Origin of the sequence: Arabiibacter massiliensis (assembly GCF_902386925.1) — a bacterium.
GTDB lineage: Bacteria > Actinomycetota > Coriobacteriia > Coriobacteriales > Eggerthellaceae > Arabiibacter > Arabiibacter massiliensis.
This window is the reverse complement of record NZ_LR698996.1, coordinates 1,320,275-1,338,580: the sequence shown is the minus strand read 5'-3', so window position 1 is coordinate 1,338,580 and position 18,306 is coordinate 1,320,275. Positions and strand designations below refer to the sequence as shown.

14 protein-coding genes are annotated in these 18,306 nt (G+C 67.4%); 13 read left to right on the top strand and 1 reads right to left on the bottom strand.

Features of this window, described 5'->3' with window-relative positions; translation table 11 throughout:
* The first annotated feature begins 39 nt into the window (after positions 1 to 39).
* Positions 40 to 510, top strand: coding sequence for a transcription elongation factor GreA (gene greA, locus FX134_RS05850; protein WP_080798984.1), 471 nt, complete (start codon positions 40 to 42; stop codon positions 508 to 510).
* A 15-nt stretch (positions 511 to 525) separates the two neighbouring features.
* Positions 526 to 2,457, top strand: coding sequence for a lysine--tRNA ligase (gene lysS, locus FX134_RS05845; protein WP_080798981.1), 1,932 nt, complete (start codon positions 526 to 528; stop codon positions 2,455 to 2,457).
* 84 nt (positions 2,458 to 2,541) lie between these two features.
* Here lysS and FX134_RS05840 read toward each other — a convergent pair whose 3' ends face one another.
* Positions 2,542 to 3,435 carry an Abi family protein gene (locus FX134_RS05840; RefSeq protein ID WP_080798978.1) on the bottom strand — a complete coding sequence of 298 codons (894 nt, stop codon included), beginning with the start codon at positions 3,433 to 3,435 and terminating at the stop codon, positions 2,542 to 2,544.
* Positions 3,436 to 3,893: 458 nt separating this feature from the next.
* Here FX134_RS05840 and FX134_RS05835 point away from each other — a divergent pair, with 458 nt between their 5' ends.
* The 11 genes from FX134_RS05835 (at position 3,894) to FX134_RS05785 (ending at position 18,298) form a co-directional block, all read left to right on the top strand.
* Positions 3,894 to 6,461, top strand: a complete 2,568-nt coding sequence (locus FX134_RS05835; protein WP_080798975.1) for an ATP-dependent Clp protease ATP-binding subunit — start codon at positions 3,894 to 3,896, stop codon at positions 6,459 to 6,461.
* 133 nt (positions 6,462 to 6,594) lie between these two features.
* Positions 6,595 to 7,536, top strand: coding sequence for a serine O-acetyltransferase (locus FX134_RS05830; RefSeq protein WP_080798973.1), 942 nt, complete (start codon positions 6,595 to 6,597; stop codon positions 7,534 to 7,536).
* 57 nt (positions 7,537 to 7,593) lie between these two features.
* On the top strand, positions 7,594 to 8,436 hold the full coding sequence (ispD, locus tag FX134_RS05825; RefSeq protein ID WP_080798969.1) for a 2-C-methyl-D-erythritol 4-phosphate cytidylyltransferase: 843 nt from the start codon (positions 7,594 to 7,596) through the stop codon (positions 8,434 to 8,436).
* A complete protein-coding gene (gene ispF / locus FX134_RS05820) occupies positions 8,433 to 8,936 on the top strand; it encodes a 2-C-methyl-D-erythritol 2,4-cyclodiphosphate synthase (protein ID WP_080798966.1) in 504 nt (167 codons plus the stop codon). The genes ispD and ispF overlap by 4 nt, the downstream gene beginning before the upstream one ends.
* A 147-nt stretch (positions 8,937 to 9,083) precedes the next feature.
* Entirely contained in the window at positions 9,084 to 10,592 is a 1,509-nt protein-coding gene (gene cysS / locus FX134_RS05815) for a cysteine--tRNA ligase (protein WP_080798962.1), read from the top strand.
* Between the two features lie 400 nt (positions 10,593 to 10,992).
* Positions 10,993 to 12,240 carry a peptidase U32 family protein gene (locus FX134_RS05810; protein ID WP_080798957.1) on the top strand — a complete coding sequence of 416 codons (1,248 nt, stop codon included), beginning with the start codon at positions 10,993 to 10,995 and terminating at the stop codon, positions 12,238 to 12,240.
* A 533-nt stretch (positions 12,241 to 12,773) separates the two neighbouring features.
* A complete protein-coding gene (locus tag FX134_RS05805) occupies positions 12,774 to 13,610 on the top strand; it encodes a TspO/MBR family protein (protein WP_080798947.1) in 837 nt (278 codons plus the stop codon).
* A gap of 77 nt (positions 13,611 to 13,687) precedes the next feature.
* Complete coding sequence (locus tag FX134_RS05800) at positions 13,688 to 14,563, top strand: methylenetetrahydrofolate reductase (protein ID WP_080798944.1); 876 nt, start codon at positions 13,688 to 13,690, stop codon at positions 14,561 to 14,563.
* The gene (locus FX134_RS05795; RefSeq protein ID WP_080798942.1) at positions 14,551 to 15,306 is read left to right on the top strand and encodes a hypothetical protein; all 756 of its coding nucleotides are present in this window, start codon (positions 14,551 to 14,553) and stop codon (positions 15,304 to 15,306) included. Before FX134_RS05800 ends, FX134_RS05795 begins: the two co-directional genes overlap by 13 nt.
* A complete protein-coding gene (locus FX134_RS05790; protein ID WP_080798939.1) occupies positions 15,299 to 17,914 on the top strand; it encodes a homocysteine S-methyltransferase family protein in 2,616 nt (871 codons plus the stop codon). Before FX134_RS05795 ends, FX134_RS05790 begins: the two co-directional genes overlap by 8 nt.
* An 81-nt stretch (positions 17,915 to 17,995) precedes the next feature.
* On the top strand, positions 17,996 to 18,298 hold the full coding sequence (locus FX134_RS05785) for a CDP-alcohol phosphatidyltransferase (protein WP_080798934.1): 303 nt from the start codon (positions 17,996 to 17,998) through the stop codon (positions 18,296 to 18,298).
* The last annotated feature ends 8 nt before the right edge of the window (positions 18,299 to 18,306 follow it).

The following is an 18,306-nucleotide window of genomic DNA, read 5'->3' as shown; positions in this document are numbered from 1 at the left end:
AGCGTGCATGTTTTTGTAATTGGACAGGTGAAGGAAACCATGGCAGACAACAATTTCATCCTCACGCCGGAAGGCAAGGAGAAGCTCGAAGAGGAGCTGCATTTCCTCGAGACGGAAAAGCGCGCCGAGATCGGCGAGCGCATCAAGGTGGCGCGCGAGTTCGGCGACATCTCGGAGAACTCCGAGTACGACGACGCGAAGAACGAGCAGGGCATGATGGAGGCGCGCATCGCCGAGATCAGCCGCATCCTGTCGGAGGCGACGGTCGTGAACACGCCGAAGCGCTCGAACAACGTGCACATCGGCTCCACCGTGACCGTGGACATGGGCGGCCGCGAGCGCGCGTTCACCATCGTGGGCGGCGCGGAGAGCGACGCGGCAGCCGGAAAGATCTCCAACGAGTCGCCGGTGGGCTCGGCGCTGCTGGGCCACAAGAAGGGCGACAAAGTGGAGACGACCGGCCCGACCGGCCGCGAGATATCCATGGTCATCGTCAAGATCGAGCACTAGGGGACGGAACGCGAGATGAGCGACACCACCGAGCAGCAGATCATCGAGGACGATCCCATCGCGGTGCGCCTTGCCAAGCGCGAGGCGCTGCTGGCGGCGGGGCGCGACCCGTACGGCCACGCGTTTACGTATTCGCACCACCTGGCCGATTTGGCCGCCCAGTACGAGGGCCTCGAGGACGGCGCGTCCACGACCGACGAGGTGCAGGTGGCGGGCCGCGTGATGGCGAAGCGCGACCAGGGCAAGCTGGCGTTTCTGGAGCTGCGCGACTCCACGGGCGACATGCAGCTGTTCTGCCGCATCAACGCGCTCGGCGAGGATGCGTTCGCGGAGCTCAAGGACCTCGACGTGGGCGACTGGATCGGCGTGCATGGCACCATGATGCGCACGAAGCGCGGCCAGCTGTCCGTGGCGGTGGAGGGCTTCGAGCTTCTGTCGAAGAGCCTGCGCCCGCTGCCCGAGAAGTTCCACGGCCTGGCCGACAAGGAGACGCGCTACCGCCAGCGCTACGTCGATCTGGTCATGAACCCCGAGGTCAAGCAGACGTTCGAGCGCCGCTTCAAGATAGTGGCCGCCATCCGCCGCTTCATGGAGGACAACGGCTACTACGAGGTGGAAACGCCGTTTCTGCATCCCATCCTGGGCGGCGCGAACGCCAAGCCGTTCGTCACGCACTTCAACGCGCTCGACCGCGACTACTTCCTGCGCATCGCCACCGAGCTGCCGCTCAAGCGCCTGCTGGTGGGCGGGTTCGAGAAGGTGTTCGAGATCGGCCGGCAGTTCCGCAACGAGGGCATGGACGCGTTCCACAACCCCGAGTTCACCACCATGGAGTTCTACCAGGCGTTTTCCGATCTTGAGGGCATGATGGAGCTCACGCAGGGCGTGGTGCAGGCGGCGGCGCAGGCCGCGTGCGGCACCATGCAGGTGGAGTACCAAGGCCAGCAGGTGGACCTGGGCGGCACGTGGCGCCGCGCCACCATGATCGAGCTGGCCAGCGAGGGCGCGGGCGAGGACGTGAGCTTCGCGCGCACCCGCGAGGAGCTGGTGGCCATCCTTGAGAAGCACGGCGGGCACGCGGACGACGCGTGGGGCAAGGGCAAGCTCATCGCCGAGATATTCGAGGCCGTTGCCGAGGAGAAGCTCATCCAGCCCACGTTCGTGACCGAGCACCCCTTGGAGGTGTCGCCGCTCGCCAAGAAGAAGGCGGGCGATCCGAACCTCACCGAGCGCTTCGAGCTGTTCATCTGCGGACATGAGTACGCCAACGCCTTCGGCGAGCTGAACGACCCGGTCGATCAGGCCGAGCGCTTCCGCGCACAGGTGGAGGCGAAGGACCTGGGCGACGACGAGGCCATGGGCTACGACGACGACTACGTGCGCGCGCTCGAGTACGGCATGCCCCCGGCGGGCGGCTGCGGCATCGGCATTGACCGCTTGGTCATGCTGCTCACCGACGCGCCGTCCATCCGCGACGTGCTGCTTTTTCCCCACATGCGCGACGAGGTTCCGGCGGGCGGGCGGCCGCGCGCCGCGGCCGCCGAGGCGAGCGCTCCCGCAGCCGCGCCCGTCGACTTCTCGAAGGTGGTCGTCGAGCCCCTATTCGCCGACGAGGTGGACTTCGACACGTTCAGCAAGTCGGACTTCCGCGTCGTGAAGGTGAAGGAGTGCGTCGCCGTGCCGAAGTCCAAGAAGCTCCTGCAGTTCACGCTCGACGACGGCACGGGCACCGAGCGCGTCATCCTGTCGGGCATCCACGCGTACTACGAGCCGGAGGAGCTGGCAGGCCGCACGCTCATCGCCATCACCAACCTTCCGCCGCGCAAGATGATGGGCGTGGACTCCTGCGGCATGCTGCTCTCGGCCATCCACGAGGAGGAGGGCGAGGAGCGCCTGAACCTGCTCATGGTGGACGACCGCATCCCCGCCGGCGCGAAGCTCTACTAGCGCCCAAGCGCCATACGATCCCCAAGAAGGCCGCCCGCGCACCCCGCCGGGCGGCCTTCTCGCATAGCGATCTTTCTCGCAAGCCTAACCTGCCGTTTTTATCCCCATGCCATCGAGGATTCCGCTTATCCGCTTCCTCCCCTTTGAATAATCGTTGATGAGTCTGAGCACTCCGCTGCGCATATTTTGCACGTCGCTTTTGGGTAGCACCACCGCAAGCGACTCAAGCATGTCGGCATAGCCGATGTCTCTCACCGGGCCGACTTTGGCGCAAAACAGCCTTTCGTCGTGTGCGCAGATATTGCGAAAGTCGACGAGGGCGCGGAGGGTTAGCCTCATCCGTTTCGGATTCAGCTGCTCGCTGCCGCCTCGCAACTTTACTATTCTCCGACATATCTCGTTTTGCACGCTGCGTTTTTGCAGGTTGAAAAAGTAGGAAATGTTGCCGAATGTGAGGTCGTTCGCGAGCACCCATAAGGGGACGTCGCCATGCTTGTCCCGGTAATGCTGGATGAAGTCCTTGCATTTCGAGTCGGTGTAAGCTTTCCTGTTCAGCTTGCTGACGAAAGCGGGGAGGTCTTCGACGAACCTCCTCTTGCCAAGCATGTACTCGTCCCTCGCTGTGTAGTTGTCCATGTCGAGGTAGGATCTTGGCTCGGGAAACCTCTCGCAGAAGGTGTACACCGATACCGTCTTGATGAGCGATTCGGCTTTGATCAGGTTATGGAACGTGTACTCTCGGAGCGCCCTGTCAAACAAGAACAGTTCGTATACATCGCTGAAGCAGGTTTCCTGCAAAAACATCTCATGGCTACATGCTGAAGACTTCTCCTTGTCGATGAAGAACTCCTTGTATCCATTCACCACTGAATAGTAGTTTTCGGACAGCAGAACGTCGTAGGCTGAGTCCTCGACGAGCAACCCGCGGGATCGGAGAATCTCGATCTGCTGATCAATTGTTTTGAATGGTTTCGCCATACAGTACCCCGCCCCTCGAAAAATGAGAAAGGGCCGCCCGCCATTGGCAGGTGACCCTTCTCAGTCTCGGACTCCGTAGAGCACCCGAGCCGTTTCACTGCCACTACTGTACTTCTCGCAACCCTTCTCGTCAATCATGCAGACAGCAATAATACATTTGAAAAAAGGCGATGCCGCCACCTGGGCTCCGATGGCGGCCGTGCGCGAACGGCTTTCGCGCTTGCTCCTCATCAGACTGCCGTCGATCTTTTCAACTCCGCGTCGGAAATGAGCACTTTCGGAGGCATCGGGGGGATCGGGCGAGCATCAAGGGAGGTCGTGATACGATGGATTCTGCCGCAGCGCGGCTGCGAGTTATGGAGCGAGCGTGTGCGGCGGGCAACGCGTTGGCACTCTCTTGACGAGAGTGCTAGCATGTACTACGAAACACAGAAGCTCCGCGAGAATCGAGGCTTTACATGTCATTCGAGAAGTTCACCGACAAGGCCCGCAAGGTCCTTGTCTTAGCCCAAGACGAAGCGCGTTCCCTGCACCAGCCCTACGTGGGCACCGAGCACATCCTGCTCGGCCTCATCCAGGAGAAGGACGGCCTGGCCGCCCAGGCGCTCGACCGCAGGGGCGTGAAGTACGACGCCGTGGTGCAGGCCATCCGCCAGGTGGTGGCCATCGATGAGGACACCGACGTGTCCGGCCACCTGTCGTTCACCCCCCGCGTGAAGCGTGTGCTGGAGAACAGCCTGCGCGAGGCCATGCAGATGGGCCAATCCTACATCTCCACCGAGCATCTGCTGCTCGGCATCGTGCGCGAGGGCGACGGCACGGCGCTCGAGGTGCTCACGCGCCTGGGCGTCTCCGGCGACGATATCCGCAGCGCGCTCAACGACCTCGTGGGCCAGAGCCCGGTGTACGCCGGCCGCAACGCCTTCGACCCCAACGGCCAGGGCTCCGACAGCGTGCTGAAGGAGTTCGGCACCGACCTCACGCGCAAGGCGCGCGACGGCAAGCTCGACCCGGTCATCGGCCGCGCGGGCGAGATCGAGCGCGTCATGCAGGTGCTCAGCCGCCGCCAGAAGAACAACCCGCTCCTGATCGGCGAGCCGGGCGTGGGCAAGACCGCCGTGGCCGAGGGCCTGGCGCAGCTCATCGTGTCCAACCAGGTGCCCGACATCCTGCGCGGCAAGCGCCTGTTCACGCTCGACGTGAGCGCGCTCGTGGCCGGCTCCAAGTACCGCGGCGAGTTCGAGGAGCGTCTGAAGAAGTGCATCAAGGAGGTCATGGACGCGGGCGACATCATCCTGTTCATCGACGAGATGCATACGCTCATCGGCGCGGGCTCGGCCGAAGGCTCCATCGACGCGGCCGCCATCCTGAAGCCGCCGCTGTCGCGCGGCGAGATCCAGGTGATCGGCGCCACCACCATCGACGAATACCGCAAGCACCTCGAGAAAGACTCCGCGCTCGAGCGCCGCTTCCAGCCCATCACCGTGGGCGAGCCCAACGAGGAGCAGGCCATGCGCATCCTCGAGGGCCTGCGCGACCGCTACGAGGCGCACCACCAGGTGCACTTCACCGACGACGCGCTCCAGGCGGCCGTGAACCTGTCGAGCCGCTACATCCAGGACCGCTTCCTGCCCGACAAGGCCATCGACGTGCTCGACGAGGCCGGCGCCCGCATGCGCATCCGCAACATGACGCTGCCCAAAGAGCTGCGCGAGCTCGATGACGAGCTGCGCCGTTTGCGCGGCGAGAAGGACACGGCCATCGCCGCGCAGGACTTCGAGCGCGCCGCCCAGCTGCGCGACGAGGAGTCCGAGCTGAAGAAGAAGCGCGAGGAGGCCGAGAAGAAGTGGGAGGAGGACGCCCAGAAGTCCGTGCACCAGGTGACCATGCAGGACATCGCCGACGTGGTGTCCATGTCCACGGGCGTGCCCGTATCCAACCTCACCGAGGCCGAGACCGAGAAGCTCCTTCGCATGGAGGCCGTGCTGCATGAGCGCGTGATCGGCCAGGAGGAGGCAGTCACCGCGCTCTCGAAGGCCATCCGCCGCTCGCGAAGCGGCCTCAAGGACCCGAAGCGCCCCGCCGGCTCGTTCATCTTCCTGGGCCCCTCGGGCGTGGGCAAGACCGAGCTTTCCAAGGCGCTCGCCGAGTTCCTGTTCAACAGTGAGGACGCGCTGCTGTCGTTCGACATGTCGGAGTACATGGAGAAGCACAGCGTGTCGCGCCTGGTGGGCAGCCCCCCGGGCTACGTGGGCTTTGACGAGGGCGGCCAGCTGACGAAGGCCGTGCGCCAGCGCCCCTACTCGGTGGTGCTGTTCGACGAGATCGAGAAGGCGCACCCCGACGTGTTCAACATCCTGCTCCAGATCCTGGAGGAGGGCCGCTTGACCGACGCGCAGGGCCGCACGGTGGACTTCCGCAACACGGTCATCATCATGACGTCGAACGTGGGCGCGCGCGAGATCGCGCAGCCGACGACGCTGGGCTTCTCCACCGAGGAGCACGCGGGCCTCTCCGACAAGGAGATCAAGAGCCGCGTCATGGCCGAGATGAAGAAGCTGTTCAGGCCCGAGTTCCTGAACCGCATCGACGAGATCATCGTGTTCAAGAGCTTAAACGACCAGCAGATCGCCGAGATCGTCAAGCTCATGGTGGCAGATTTGCGCGAGCGTTTGATCGAGCAGAACATGTCCATCAACCTGACCGAGGCGGCGTGCAAGCTCGTTGCCAAGGAGGGCACCGACGCCACCTACGGCGCGCGTCCTTTGCGTCGCGCCATCCAGCGTTTGCTGGAGGATCCGCTGTCGGAGGAGATCCTCGAGGGCAAGTGGACGAGCGGATCGATCATCGACGTGGACGCGGTGGATGGCGAGCTCGTGTTCACCCAGGGCTCGGGCGCCATCCCCGAGCCGCGCAAGCGCGACAGCATCGCACGGGAGGCCGAGCTGTTGCTGACGAACTACGACCTGGGCCACGCCGGCGTGAGCTCGGGCGGCGGTTCCGCCTCGGGCGGTGCGGCCGACTAACAATCGCCTCTTAGAGAGCCCCTGCCTCCCCGGGTCGAATACGAAGCCCAGGGAGCAGGGGTTTCCTGCGTCTTGGGCCCGCATTTGTCGTATACTGGGAACGTCGCTCAACCATTTCACTACAGGAGGTTCCATGTTCGGAGATAACCTCGATCGCATCGTGAAGGGCATCGAGAAGAACTACGAGGCCGACGAGATATTCTTCACGAAGCCCGGGCGGCGGTACCCCAGCCGATCGGCCGTGAAGTGGGTGCTCAAGGACCTGCGCCGGGTGCTGTTCCCCGGCTACTTCGGCGATGAGATGCTCACGCCGTCCACGAGCCCTGAATACTTCATCGGCGAGACGCTCATCCAGATCGAGCGGGTGCTGCGCGAGCAGATCATCCTCGCGCTCGCGTACGCCTCCGACGACCGCGACGCCGAGGAGGCCGATCCGGCGCGATCGCTGTGCGGCGGCACGCCCGAGCACATCTGCGAGCGCGCCTCCGAGGTGTGCACCGCGTTCTTCGACCAGCTTCCCAGCATCCAGCGGGTGCTGCTCACCGACGTGCAGGCGCTCTACGACGGCGACCCGGCGGCCGGCTCGAAGGAGGAGGTCATCTTCACGTACCCGGGCCTGTACGCCATCTACGTGTACCGCATCGCGCACGTGCTCTACCAGCAGGACGTGCCCATCATCCCGCGCGTCATGACGGAGCTCGCGCACAGCGGCACGGGCATCGACATCGGCGCCGGCGCCCAGATCGGCGAGTATTTCTTCATCGACCACGGCACGGGCGTGGTCATCGGCGAGACCACGGTCATCGGCGACCGTGTGAAGCTCTACCAGGGCGTGACGCTCGGCGCGCTGTCCACGCGCGGCGGGCAGCGGCTCGCCGGGGTGCGGCGCCATCCCACCATCGAGGACGACGTGACCATCTACTCCAACGCCTCGGTGCTCGGCGGGGAGACGGTGATCGGGGCCGGGTCGGTCATAGCCGGCTCCGCGTTCGTCACCTCGTCCATCCCCCCGCATTCGCGCGTGTCGCTGAAGGCGCAGGAGATCACCGTGCGCCGGCCGGACGAGCGGGACTAGGCGCGTGGCGGCGGCAGGCGGGGCGGCAAGACAACACAAGGCGGAGAGGAAGGCCCTATGACGCAGACAATCGACCCGGTGTTCTCTTCGGCGGTGCTCGGCGCCCCGGAGCTCGCCATGGACGACCTCGACCTGGACACGCTCACGCAGGCGATGGGGGGCCTCAAGGGCGAGGTGGACAAGAACCCGCAGACCGCGGCCATCATCCTGGCCGGCGGCACGGGGGAGCGCTTCGGCAAGGAGGGCGGCAAGCAGCTGGTTGAGATCGCGGGCAAGCCCATCCTCACCTGGTCGGCCGAGGCTTTCGACGCGGTAGGCGACATCGGGCTCATCGTGATCGTGTGCCCCGAGGAGCGCTGCTCCGAGTACCTCAAGCGCGCCATCGACCCGTTCCCGTTCGTCACGCCCGTGGTGGTGGCGCCCTCCGGCCCCAGCCGCCAGGAATCGGCGTTCTCGGGCCTCGAGTACGTGCCCGACGACTACGAGTACGTCATCCTGCACGACGGCGCGCGCCCGCTCATCTCGCCGGAGCTCATCGGGCACGCCATCGCCACGCTCAAGGGCAACATCGACTGCGACGGCGCCGTGGTGGCGCATCCGGCCGTCGACACGCTCAAGGTGGTGGAGAACGGCGTGATCGTGGGCACGCCCGACCGCCGCGTGTTCTGGAACGCGCAGACGCCGCAGGTGTTCCGCGCCGGCATCTACCGCCGCGCGCACGCCTCGGCGCTCTCCGACGGCTTCATGGGCACCGACGACTCGTCTTTGATCGAGAGGCTGGGCGGGCGCGTGCTCGTGGTGGAGGGCAAGCGCGACAACATCAAGCTCACCGTGCCCGAGGACTACCTCATGCTGGCGGCTGCCGTGAGGACCATGTATATGAAGGGGAACCCGGAATGACGGGCGCGTTTAACCCTGCCAACCTGCGTATCGGGCAGGGGTATGATGTGCATGCGTTCGCGGAGGGACGGAAGCTCATCCTGGGGGGTGTGGACATACCGCATGCGAAGGGGCTCTTGGGGCATTCGGACGCGGACGTGCTGGCGCATGCGATATCCGACGCCCTCTTGGGCGGCATCCGCGGGGGCGACATCGGGAAGCTGTTTCCCGACACCGACCCGGCTTTCAAGGATGCCGACTCGCTCAAGCTCTTGGCCGCCGTGGCCGACAAGGTGCGCGCGGAGGGCTACGCCATCCTCGACGTGGACAGCGTGATCGCCGCGCAGGCGCCGAAGCTCTCGCCGCATCGCGACGCCATGCGCGCGAACCTGGCCGCCGCCATGGGCATTCCCGTTGAGAACGTGGGCGTGAAGGCCACCACCACCGAGCATCTGGGCTTCGAAGGCCGGGAAGAGGGCATCTCGGCCACCGCCGTGTGCCTGCTCTGTCGATGTAGCTAGCATCGCGCCGTAGGGCAAGGGCAGGGCCCTTGCCCTACGGCGCGGGCCGAGGCGTTTTCCCGGACGCCGGCCGCTGTGCTAGAATTTCAGGTTGACGTGCGCCCGCACGGGGCGGCGTTTCGGACAGGCAGGATGCGAGGATACCCTATGATCAGGCTCTACGATACCAAGGTCCGCGAGAAGGTGGACTTCGAGACGCTCGAGCGCGGCAAGGTCGGCATGTACGTGTGCGGCCCCACCGTGTACAACTACATCCACGTGGGCAACGCGCGCACGTTCATCAGCTTCGACAACATCCGCCGCTACCTCATGTGGCGCGGCTTCGACGTGAAGTTCGTGCAGAACGTCACCGACGTCGACGACAAGATCATCGGCAAGGCGCTCGAGGAGGGCCGCCCGGCCGCCGAGGTGGCCGCCGAGTACACCGACGCGTTCATCGAGGACATGCGCCGCGCGAACGTGCTCGACCCCGACATCCGCCCGAAGGCCACCGAGGAGATCCCCGAGATGATCGCGCTCATCAGCGAGCTCATGGACGGCGGGCACGCCTACGAGGTGGAGGGCGACGTGTACTTCAGCGTGCGCTCGTTCTCCGACTACGGGGCGCTCTCGGGCCGCAACGTCGACGAGATGGAAGGTGGCCACCGCGAGCTGCGCGCCGACGGCAAGGGCGTGGAGGACCGCAAGCGCGACCCGCTCGACTTCGCGTTGTGGAAGGCCGCCAAGCCCGGCGAGCCGGCGTGGGAGTCGCCGTGGGGCATGGGCCGTCCGGGCTGGCACATCGAGTGCTCGGCCATGTCGCGCAAGTACCTGGGGCTGCCGTTCGACATCCACGGCGGCGGCGGCGACCTCGTGTTCCCGCACCACGAGAACGAGCGCGCCCAGAGCGAGGCCGCGTGCGGCTGCACGTTCGCGAACCACTGGATGCACGGCGGCATGCTGCAGATCAACTCCGAGAAGATGAGCAAGTCGCTCGGCAACTTCAAGCTCTTGCGCGAGGTTCTGGAGGTCACGCGCCCCGAGGTGCTGCGCTTCCTCATGCTGCAGACGCACTACCGCTCGCCCCTCGACTTCTCCGACGAGCGCCTGGCCGAGGCGGCCGCCGCGCTCTGCCGCATCGAGAACGCGGTGAGGAACCTCGACTGGCTGCTCGCGAACGCCGAGGACATCCCCTCGCCTCTCGACCTGCGCGCGCTCATGGACCGCACGCGCCAGGCGAAGATGGGCTTCATCCTGGCCATGGACGACGACTTCAACACGTGCAAGGCGCTCGGCGAGGTGTTCGACTTCATCGCCGATGTGAACGCGCAGACGGCGGGCAAGACGCTGTCGCTGTCCGACGTGCCGCCCGTGCGCGACGCCCGGGCGCTCATCGTGGAGCTCATGGGCGTATTCGGCATCGACGTGGAGGCCGCGGCGGAGGAGGCCGAGGGCGCGTGCGCCTACCCGGCCGAGGTCGTGGCGTTGGCCGCCGACGTGGCGGGCTACGAAGGCGCCGACCCCGCGGGGGCCGTGGACGCCCTCCTGGCCGCCCGCGCCGACGCCCGCGCCGCCAAGGACTGGGCCCGCGCCGACGCGGTGCGCGACGGCCTGTGCGGCCTCGGCTTCACCATCGAGGACACCCCCCAAGGCGCCCGCGTGACCTACGAGGGGTAGGGCGGCGTCAAAGTATGCGCACGCGAAGGGCGGCCCGTCGGGCCGCCCTCCCTTTTTTTCGTCGAAGTTTTCCGGAAGCCAACCGGAAAACTTTCAAAAAGGAAGAGTTTTCCGGTTGGCGCTTGGAAAACCCTCTCATAACGAAGCCTGCAATCATGACGAAGCAGGAATCGCGGCCTCTCAGGTAAGTTTTTTACGACAATGCATGAATTGGAGGAGCGAAAGGCCGCATTTCACACGACCAGGGGAGGCCTCGTTGGGAGAACGCCTGGTCGATATGCTGCTCTCATGGTAGCGATTTGTGCATTGCTGGCGAAAAGTTACAGGAGGGGCCTCCTTTTCTGCTCGGGCCCTTGGCGGCGGGGCCGCAACGTCGCCATCCTGCGCTACAATACGGCGCATGCGAAATCGAACGACACATCTCCCCGAACTTCTTGCGCCGGCAGGCGGGCGGGCGCAGTTGGAGGCGGCGGTGCGCTTCGGGGCGGATGCGGTGTACTTCGCCTGCGACCGCTTCGGGCTGCGCCAGCGCGCCTCGAACTTCGCGCTCGACGACGTGCCTGCGGCCGTGGCCTGCGCGCATGCGGCCGGCTCGAAGGCCTACGCGGCTGTGAACGCCCTCATGGACGCGGACGATCTGGCCGCGCTGCCCGCGTACCTGGAGGCGCTCGACGAGGCGCAGGTCGACGCGCTCATCGTGAGCGACCTCGGCGCGTTCTCGCTCGCGCGCAAGCACGCGCCGCACGTCGAGCTGCACGTGAGCACGCAGGCCGGCGTCATGAACGCCGAGGCCGCCCGCATGTGGCACGAACTGGGCGCGAGCCGCGTGGTGTGCGCCCGCGAGATGAGCGTGGCCGACATCGCCCGCATGCGCGCCGACGCCCCGCGCGAGCTGGAGCTGGAGGCGTTCGTGCACGGCGCCATGTGCATGGCCGTGTCGGGGCGCTGCCTCTTGAGCTCAGCGATGGCCGGCCGCTCGGGCAACAAGGGGCACTGCGCGCAGCCGTGTCGGTGGAGCTACGCGCTGGTGGAGGAGCAGCGCCCCGGCGAGTTCTACCCGGTGGAGGAGGACGTGCGCGGCACCTACGTCATGAACGCGCAGGATCTCAACATGCTCGCGCACTTGGACGACCTCGTGGCCGCCGGCGTGGACTCGCTCAAGATAGAAGGGCGCAACAAGAAGGCGTTCTACGTGGCCACCGTGGTGCACGCCTACCGCGCCGTGCTCGACGGCGCCGACCCGGCCGTGGTGGCGCCGGAGCTGCTCACCATCTCGCATCGCCCGTACTCAACCGGTTTCTACTACGGCCGCGCCGAGCAGACGCCCGAGCGCGACGGCTACGTGAAGGAGTGCCTGCACGCGGCTACTGTGACCGCGTGTGAGCCGTCCGGCGCGGCAGCGTGGCGCGTGGAGGCCGTCTGCCACAACCGCTTCTGCGAGGGCGACCAGCTGGAAGCGCTCAGCCCCCGCCGCCCCGTCTCGCAGGTGCAAGTGCGCAACCTCGCGTGGTTGCCCAAGGCCGACGAGCTCGATCCCGCGCCCGCGCCGGTGCCCGTCGCTGTGGCGAACCGCTCTGCCGAGCGCTACGCCTTCGAGGCCGATGCGTCCCTCGCCCCCGGCGACTACCTCCGCATCCGCATTTCCTGATGCGCAGTCGAGCGTGCTCATAGGCGCGCAGACGCGCCATGCCATCTTGAGCGGAGGCGGCATAAGCCCGCTGGGGTCGAAGGACCCCATGCGGCGACGGCAGGGGCGCGATCGGCACGCTGGGCCCACGACACAAAAACCCGCCGGTTTGGCACGAAATCGCTTCCTCGGAGAATGACCAAGCGGCACCAAACAAGGTCGGAGTAGTATTTTCCCAGGTCAGATTTTGCCAGCACGATGACGAGCAGACAACCTTGTGCCAAACCGGCCGGTTTTTGTGTCGTGCAGAAGCATCCGCCTGCTGCGGGTGCAATGGGGCGTTATCCCGCCTCAGCGACTCTTTCACTTTTTTGTCCTGCTCGCTCAGGATGACGCAAGGGGGTCGCTCGCTCAGGATGACGCTGAGTCTCATCCCTTACAAACGCGCTTCCCATCTGCGCCGAAGCGATTGCGGACTGCGAATCTCCCGTAACGGGTTTCCGCCTCGCGCGGGGCTACACTCAAGGCACCCAACTACGAAAGCGAGGTGCATCATGCCCAATCATGCGTATCGCGCGACGGCCGCCCCCGGCGTCGTGCAGCGCGCCCGCGGCACGAAGACGGGCCGCAAGCTCGAGCGCGGCGGCTACCTGACCCCTGAGGTCGTCACGATGTGGGTGGTCTACGCGCTCACCCTGCTCGGAAACGTCGTCATAGAGGGAGGCCAGGTGGGGAACAACACGTCGGCGTCGGTGGCGTACGGCGGCGCGTACACGTGGTTCGCGCCTGCCGGCTACGTGTTCTCCATCTGGTCGCTCATCTACGTGGCGAACATCGTGTGGCTCGTCGCCTACACGCGCACGGCGCCCACGCGTCCAAAGCGCTTCACGGCCACGTCTGTGCTGTTCATCGCCAGCTGCGTGCTCAACGTGCTGTGGCTGGCGCTGTGGCACTTCAACCAGGTGGGCATCGGCTTCATCGTGATCCTGGCGGAGTGGGCGGTGCTCGCCGCCCTCTACCTGAGCGTGCGGCGCTGGGCCAAGCGCGGCTCGGAGTGGATCCCCATCTCCCTCTACGCGGCATGGATCACGGTGGCGACGCTCGCCAACCTGGCCATCCTCGTCGAGCGCGTCACGGGCGGCGGCCTGCCGTTTCTGGGCGCGCTCGGGGCCATCGTGCTCACGGCGGGCGTGCTCGCGCTCGGCTTCGCCATGAAGCGGGCCTACGGCGACAACTTCTTCCAGATCGTGTTCCTCTGGGCGCTCGTCGGCGTGGGCGTGCATGTGGCCGAGGCGTCGTGGCTCGCGGCGGGCATCGTGTTCCTCCTGTGCGTGGCGGGCGCCATCCTCACCTTCATGCCGAAGGGAACGCTGCGCAGCCTGCGCGGCTAGCCGTCCGTTCGCATGGCGATTTTGCGGCCCGGCCGGCGCGGACGCCCGGCCGGGCCGCGCTTCCGTATAATGGGCCCATGAGCACCGTGCTCGACATATACCGCGCCGCGCGCGCCGAGGGCCGGCAACCCGTCTCGTTCGAGATATTCCCGCCGAAGGGCGACCTCACGCTGGAAGCCGCGCATGCCGTGGCCGCGCGCCTGGCCGACCTCGTGCCCGACTTCATCAGCGTGACGTGCTCGGCGGGCGGCACCGGGGTCAAGGGGGCCACCGCCGACGTGGCCCAGATGATCCAGGACGACTTCGACGTGCCGACCGTCGCGCACCTCACCTGCGCCGAGGCCACGGAGGAGTCACTCGCCCGCGCCATGGACGACTTCAAGCGCCGCGGGATAGAAAACGTGCTCGCCCTGCGCGGCGACGCGATGCGCGAGGATGCGCCCGGCCCGTACCGCTATGCGCGCGACCTGGTGGAATGCCTTGCGGAAGAGGGATTTTGCGTGGGTGCGGCGGCCTACCCCGAAGGCCACATCGCCTGCGACGACATGTGCGCGAACGTCGAGCACCTCAAGCAGAAGCAGGACGCGGGCGCCTCGTTCTTCATCACGCAGCTGTTCTTCGACAACGACTGCTTCTACCGCTTCTGGGAGCGCGCGCTGGCGGCCGGCATCACGGCGCCCATCGCGTGCGGCGTCATGCCGATCCTCGGCCGGGCCCAGATCGAGCGCATGGTGTTCATGTGCGGCGCGTCGCTGCCCGCGGCCATCGTGAAGATGATCGCGCGCCACGAGCACGCGCCGGATGACCTGCGCCGCGCCGGCATCGAACGCGCCAACGAGCAGCTGTGCGACCTGGCAGCCCACGGCGTGGACGGCCTTCACGTCTACACGATGAACAAGCCCGACATCGCCCAGGCGAACGTGTCGGCGCTGCGCGCGGCATGGCGGGCATAGGCGGCCCCGCGCCGGCAGAGGGCGCGGCCGGCCGGCTCTCGCTCGACCGCGACGAGGCGCTGCGCTACCTGGGCTATTCCGGCCAGATTGTGGACGGGGAACTGCTCGCGCGCTTCGAGGAGCTCGCGCGCGCGTGCGAACTCGAGTTGAATCCCGCCTACGTCCACGCGGCCTTCCCCGTGGACGCGGCGCGCACGCGCTGGGACGAGGGCGACCCGGACCCCCAGGTGGCGCTTGCGGGCTGCGGACTCGTGCTGCCGGGGCGCGACATCGCCCGGCACCTGCGCGGCGCGTGCGAGGTCGCGCTCATGGCGTGCACGCTGGGGGCGGCGAGCGAGCGCGAGCTTCGCAAGCACGCGGCCGTGAGCCCGGCCGACGCGCTCATGTACGGCGCGGCGGCCTCTGCCCTCGCAGAGGCGGCGGCCGAGGCCTGCGATGCCGCCATCGCCCGCGAGGCGCGGGAGCGGGGCCTGTTCGCGGGCTCTCGCTACAGCCCCGGCTACGGCGACCTGCCGCTGTCGGTGCAGCCCGCGTTCCTCGCCGCCCTCGACGCGACGCGGCGCATCGGGCTTTCCGTCACGGAGGGCGACGTGCTCGTGCTCACGAAGAGCGTGACGGCCGTCATCGGCCTGTTCGACGACCCGCGCCCGGCGCAGGGGGCGGGCGCGGACGCGCAGTGCGCGGCATGCCCGCTCGAGGGGCGCTGCGGCTTCAAGGAGAAGGGGAGGACCTGCCATGGCTGATTCGACGGCGATCGATGCGCTCGTGGGCGTGCGCGTGAAGGACGCCCATCTGGAGCGCGCATTGCGGGGCGAGGACTTCCTCGTGTTCGACGGGGCCATGGGCACGCAGATGCAGGCGCGCGGCCTGGCCGAGGCCGGGGCGCTGCCGGAGCTTCTGAACCTCACGAACCCGGACGACATCGCCGCCATCCACGCGGACTACGTGGCAGCCGGCGCCGAGGCGGTCACCACCAACACGTTCGGCGCGAACGCGCGCAAGCTCGAAGGGCGCGCGACGGTGGCCGAGGTGTTCCAGGCCGCGGCGGCGTGCGCCCGCGCGGCGGGGGCGCGCTACGTGGCAGGCGACATCGGGCCCTTGGGCGTGCTCTTGGAACCCCTGGGCACCTGCACGTTCGAGGAGGCGTACGGCCTGTTCGCCGAGCAGGTGGATGCCGCGACGGCCGCAGGGTGCGACCTTCTGCTCATCGAGACTATGGCCGATCTGCGCGAGGCGAAGGCGGCGCTTTTGGCCGCGAAGGAGCGCAGCGACCTGCCCGCGGCGGTGACGATGACGTTCGGCGAGGACGGCCGCACCTTCCTCGGCACGCCGCCGGCTGTGGCGGCGTCCGTGCTCTCGTCGATGGGCGCGCACGTCGTGGGCCTCAACTGCTCGCTCGGGCCCGACCAGCTGGTGTCCGCCGTGCGCGAGACGGCCCGTTTCGCCCGCTGCCCCGTGCTGGCCCAGCCCAATGCCGGCCTGCCGCGCGTGGAGGGCGGGCAGACGGTGTACGACGTGGAGCCCGAGGGCTTCGCGCGCTCGATGGCGGCCATCGTGGAGGCGGGCGCGAGCCTGGTGGGCGGCTGCTGCGGCACGTCGCCGGCGTTCATCGAGCGTCTGCGCGCCCTCGTCGACGGCCTCGGCGCGCCCGAGCCCCGCATGCGCGAGGAGGCCCTCGTGGTGGCGAGCGCGCAGGAGGCCGTCGTGCTGCCGCGCGGCGCGTCGCGCATCGCCGTGATCGGCGAGCGCATCAATCCCACCGGCAAGCCGAAGCTCAAGGCGGCCCTGCGCGCCGGCGACCTCGACCACCTGGTGGGCGAGGCGGTGGCCCAGCAGGAGGCCGGCGCCGACGTGCTCGACGTGAACGTGGGGCTGCCCGAGCTCGACGAGCCCGCCGTGCTGCGCGCCGCCGTGGAGAAGCTGCAGGCCACGGTCACGCTGCCGCTGGTCGTGGACTCGAGCGATCCGGCCGCCGTGGAGGCCGCCGTGCGCGGCTACGCCGGCAAACCCCTGATCAACTCCGTGAACGGCACGCGCGAGAGCATGGACGCGGTGCTTCCCCTCGTGAAGAAGTACGGCTGCGGCGTGATCGCCCTCACGCTCGACGAGGACGGCATCCCGCCCACGGCCGAGGGACGCTTCGCCATCGCCGAGCGCATCGTGGCCGAGGCCGGCCGCCGCGGCATCCCGCGCGAGGACGTGGCCGTGGACTGCCTGGTCATGGCGGCCGCCACCAACCAGGACGAGGCGCGCGAGATCCTGCGCGCCGTCTCCCTCGTGAAGGAGCGCCTCGGCGTGCGCACCGTGCTCGGCGTGTCCAACGTGAGCTTCGGCCTACCGCAGCGCGGCCTCGTGAACGCGACGTTTCTGGCGGCGGCGTTCGGCGCGGGGCTCGATCTGCCCATCCTGAACCCGCTCTCGGCGCGCTACCGCGACGTCGTGGCCGCCTTCAAGGTGCTCAGCGGCCAGGACGCCGGCTCGCGCGCGTTCATCGAGGAGTACGCGGGGGCCGAGGATCCGTACCTTTGTCATCCTGAGCGGAGGAGCGCAGCTCCGGAGTCGAAGGATCCCGCGCTGCGCCAGCCGGGGGATTCGCAGCTATCGCCGCACGGGATCCTTCGACTCGCTCCGCTCGCTCAGGATGACAAAGGAGGCCGCTCTCCCGCTCAGGATGACAGCGCCATCCCCGTCCCGCCGTCCCTCGCCGACGCGGCGGACGACGTGCGCGCGACGGTGCGCCTCATCCTGTCCGGCCTCAAGGGACCCATGCCTGAGGCGACCGAGCGCCTGCTCGCGGCTCACGACCCCCTCGACGTGGTGAACGGCGTGTTCATCCCCGCGCTCGACGAGGTGGGGGAGCGCTTCGAGCGGGGCGCGTTCTTCCTGCCGCAGCTCATGGCCTCGGCCGAGGCCGTCAAGGCCGGCTTCGACGTCGTCCGCGCGCGCCAAGGCGGCAGGCCCGAGGCCGACGGCGGCAAGGCCATCGTGGTGGCCACCGTGAAAGGCGACATCCACGACATCGGCAAGAACATCGTGCGGATGCTCCTGGAGAACTACGGCTTCCGCGTCATCGACCTGGGACGCGATGTCGCGCCCGAGGACGTCGTGCGCGCGCTCGAGGAGACCGGCGCGCGGCTCGTGGGCCTCTCGGCGCTCATGACCACCACGGTGCGCGCGATGGAGGAGACGGTGCGCCTCGTGCACGAGCGCGTCCCGGAGGCGCGGGTGTTCGTGGGCGGCGCCGTGCTCACGCCCGAGTACGCGGCGCAGATCGGCGCGGACTTCTACGGTAAGGACGCCGCCGAGGCCGCGCGCATCGCCGAGCGCTTCTTCGCGGGCGAAACCGCGTGAGAGAATCTGCGTTTGCCGATGCATCTGCTCGGAGTTCTTGCTATGATAAGCCCCAAGGTATTCCCGGATGAAAGGGTCGCTATGGGAACGAAAGCAGCGGAGGCGCTCGAGATATCCTTCGACGAGCTGCCGACTTACCTGCACGCGAAGCACTCCGTGTACATGGAGGTCGACGGCGCGACGTACTACCTCACCGACGTGAACGATCGGTACTGGCGGGCGCAGGACACGACGAAGCTCAACGAGAAGGGCCACTACGTCGATGCGAGCGAGCTCGTGCCGACGGTGAGCGAGTTTCTGGCCCTGCCGTTCGCGGACGGGAAGTCGATCACCGAGGTGTTCGACGCGGCGACGTTCTACGCATCCGAGAAGAACGCGGAATGACGAAGACG